Raw genomic sequence first — 3,068 nt, forward strand, 5'->3', positions numbered from 1 at the left:
CCGCCGGCCACCGCTCCCGATGACGGCACCGGCGAAGAGAGCCCCGGCGACGGCGGCAGCACCGCCGTGATCACCCTCTCCGGCTGCGTGCTCAGCTCCACCAAGGACATCTCCAACATCGGGTACTACTCCGGCGGCAGCTTCGTGGCCAAGGACGAATCGATGAACACCCGCAGCTACGACCTGTCCACGGTCGCCGGCATCGAGAACATCGACACCGTGACCGTCAAGGCCGGCACCACCGTCGAAACCTTCACCATCGACTGCGCACCCGCGACCTGACCCGACGCGGCGGAAGCAGTGCCAGCGACGGCCTGGGCAGCGGAACGTCGGTGGGTAAACAGCACACCGAGCCTAGGTCCGGCGCCAAAGGCTGCGGCGGTGCGGGTCACGGGTGCACCCGCAACCAAGGAGAGGCCCCGCCGTATGGCGGGGCCTCTCCTTGGTTGCGGCCGGTGTGCCTACGTCCCGAGACGTGCGCGGACGATCTCGCTGACGGCCTTGCCGTCAAAGCGTCCGGCGACCTTGGCGGTGACCGGCTTCATCACGGCACCCATCTGCCGCTGGGCCGGCTCCGTACCCTCGGCCTTCAGCTCGGCGATCACCTCGTCGACGATGGCTTCCACCTCTTCCCGGGTCAGTTGCTGGGGCAGGTAGGCCTCGATGACCTCAGCCTCGGCAATCTCGGCAGCGGCTCGTCCGGTCTCGCCTGCCTCCGTGTAGATGCGGGCAGTGTCGCGGCGCTTGGCCGCCTCCTTCTGCAGCAGGGAGATTACCTGGGCGTCGTCCAGTTCGACCGGGGTCTTGCCTGACTTCTCCCTGGTGCTGATTTCGCCCAGCACGTTCCTCACCGTGGTCAGGGCGGTCTTGTTGCCGGCCTTCATGTAGGCGGTGACGTCTGCCTTCAGGCGCTCCTTCATTGTGCTCATCGTGCTCCTCGTGGCGGTGGATGGACCTGCTGCCTTGTCTCCATTGTGGCGCGATTGCACGCTGCCGGACCGCACCGGGCCAAGGACGGGGCAACAGGCCCTGCGGTCCGCAGGAAAAAGCGCGGCCAGAGGCCGGTACGGAAGAATTTCCGCGCTGATAAGCACACTTTCGATCGCGGCCCCTTGTACCGTCGGATGGCCCCGCTATCGTTACAAGCACGGGTTAACCGATCCAGCGGCCCTCCCCCAACGGCCGGACGGATCGCTTGGCCTGTCCCGGGAGGGTGGCGTTGAGCCAGGCTCCGCCACCAGTCGGGGGTCCGGCGCCCGCACCGTTCGCCGGACCCCCGGCCGCCCCGGCCGAAGCCGGCTCAACGGGCCGCCCGCCGGCCCAGGTTCCGTCCCTTCCGCTACCCGGCCTCGACGTCGCCCTTGATGGTTACTTCAACGTCCAGACTGATGCCCTCCTGGGACTCGATCTCATCCCGCAGGTAGCTGGCCAGTTCGCCGTCGCTGGTGGCAAGCTCCGCCGGAATCGTCCCGGCCAGCGTGGCACTGGCATCAGTCAGCTCCTCGACCGTGAAGCTGGCGCCGCCAACCGGGCCTGCGGCGAGCTGCATGATGTCGTCACGGAAGGTCTGCTCGCCGCCCGGGCGCGGCGTTGCCGTCATGGAGAAACTGATGTCGTCGGCCAAGGCGTTCTCCTGCCTGATTCTGCCGGCGCTCCGCAGTACCCGCGGCACCCTGCGGATGCGCCGCCTGTTAGCGGTCCCCATATCGTAAGCGCAGCTTGTGCGAACGTCACGCTGCGCCGCGCCGCCCGGGCCGGCACGAGGCAACTCCGGCCCGCTGCCGGCCCTGGCAGGTTCCCCGGTGCTCAGCGCTGTTCGAGGATGCGCCGGGCGTCGTCCCAGGCCGCTTCCTGTTCCGGCGAGGCGACGTCCCCGAGGACGCTGCGGGATGTTCCGAGGATCCTGCGCAGCTCGCCAGGCGAGACCAGGTCCGCCCGGGCATGGGCCATCGCATGGCAGTTGGCGCACAGCGGGACCAGGTCCGTAATCGGATCCAGCTCGTACGCCGGCCCCAGCAGCGCCGCTGGAACGACGTGGTGCACGTGGATGAAGCCGTGCCCCAGCTCCCCGTAGACGGCCTCGAAGTTGAAGCCGCAGGCGGAACAGCTGGTTCCGTGGTGCTCCATGCAGGCGTGCCGGGCCTGCAGGTCGCGCTCGTACCGGTTCGCCAGGACCCGTTCGACAGCGGGCCCGGGGAGCGTTCCGGGCACCGGCAGCGTCGGGTCCGGCCCGGACGGCAGGACATTTTCGGCCCAGAGTGCGCGCAGGGCCGGCTCGTGCTCGGCCTTGAGCACCGTGCCGGAACTGCGCACCGCCTTCCACGGCACGCCCGGCACGCGCGCTAGCAGCTCGTCGACGGGAATCCCTTCGCCGCGCGGCAGCAGGGCGTCGACGGCCAGATCCACGAAATTGACGGCATCGTCCGGTGCCGCAAGGCCGGCTCCGGAATAGGGTTCGGCAGTCACCGTTGCGTGGCCGACCAGGCCGCGGGCGTGCCGGCCCTGCAGCAGCAGCCAGGCTTCGGTGCCGGCCGGGATGTTCCGGCGCTGCCCGACACTCCACCGGGCGGCGAACGTCCCTGCCTCGGCGACATGCTCGACGGCATCCGGGTAGGCAGGCTGCCAACCGTCCCGGATTCCCGGTTTCCACGCCAGGATGATTGCCGCCACTGTCTTCCCTCCGGACCTTGGACCGCGCCGCCGGCCCGTGCGATGCCGCCGGGCCCTGTTCACTCCAGCGTAGTGCGCTTCCGGCCCGGCGGCCTCCTACCGGGAGGAAGGCGAGACGGACAAGGACGTGGACAACTACGACGTGGTCCACAAGCCCTGGACAAGCGTCCTGGGCATCCGGGAGCGGGGCTTCGGGCCGGCCGCGCCGGGGCACAGACGGCGGCATTGTGCGCAGCTGGCTGCCGCATCCGCGTTGACGACGGCGGGGGCCCTCCCGGCGGCGGCGTCCGGCCGACGGGACCGTCGAGGTGGTCCGGCTAGGCGGGGACGCCGTCCCGGATGGACTTCTTCAGCGGTACGGTGGTGTCGGCGGCGGTGTCGGCGGGGATGTCCAGGTC

4 protein-coding genes are annotated in these 3,068 nt (G+C 69.8%); 1 reads left to right on the forward strand and 3 read right to left on the reverse strand.

The window, feature by feature from the left end; translation table 11 throughout:
• Positions 1–282 (forward strand): hypothetical protein (locus HGG74_RS17665; RefSeq protein WP_168488490.1); only part of this gene is annotated, 282 nt, incomplete at its 5' end.
• 179 nt (positions 283–461) lie between these two features.
• Here the strand turns inward: HGG74_RS17665 and HGG74_RS17670 are convergent.
• From HGG74_RS17670 to HGG74_RS22180, 3 genes are all read right to left on the reverse strand, one after another.
• Positions 462–929: a GatB/YqeY domain-containing protein gene (locus HGG74_RS17670; protein ID WP_168488492.1), complete on the reverse strand. Its 468-nt coding sequence runs from the start codon at positions 927–929 to the stop codon at positions 462–464.
• 410 nt (positions 930–1,339) lie between these two features.
• The gene (locus tag HGG74_RS17675; RefSeq protein WP_168488494.1) at positions 1,340–1,624 is read right to left on the reverse strand and encodes a hypothetical protein; all 285 of its coding nucleotides are present in this window, start codon (positions 1,622–1,624) and stop codon (positions 1,340–1,342) included.
• 182 nt (positions 1,625–1,806) lie between these two features.
• Positions 1,807–2,670: an HNH endonuclease gene (locus HGG74_RS22180; protein ID WP_168488496.1), complete on the reverse strand. Its 864-nt coding sequence runs from the start codon at positions 2,668–2,670 to the stop codon at positions 1,807–1,809.
• Positions 2,671–3,068: the final 398 nt, after the last annotated feature.

This window comes from Arthrobacter mobilis (genome assembly GCF_012395835.1).
GTDB classification, from domain to species: domain Bacteria; phylum Actinomycetota; class Actinomycetes; order Actinomycetales; family Micrococcaceae; genus Crystallibacter; species Crystallibacter mobilis.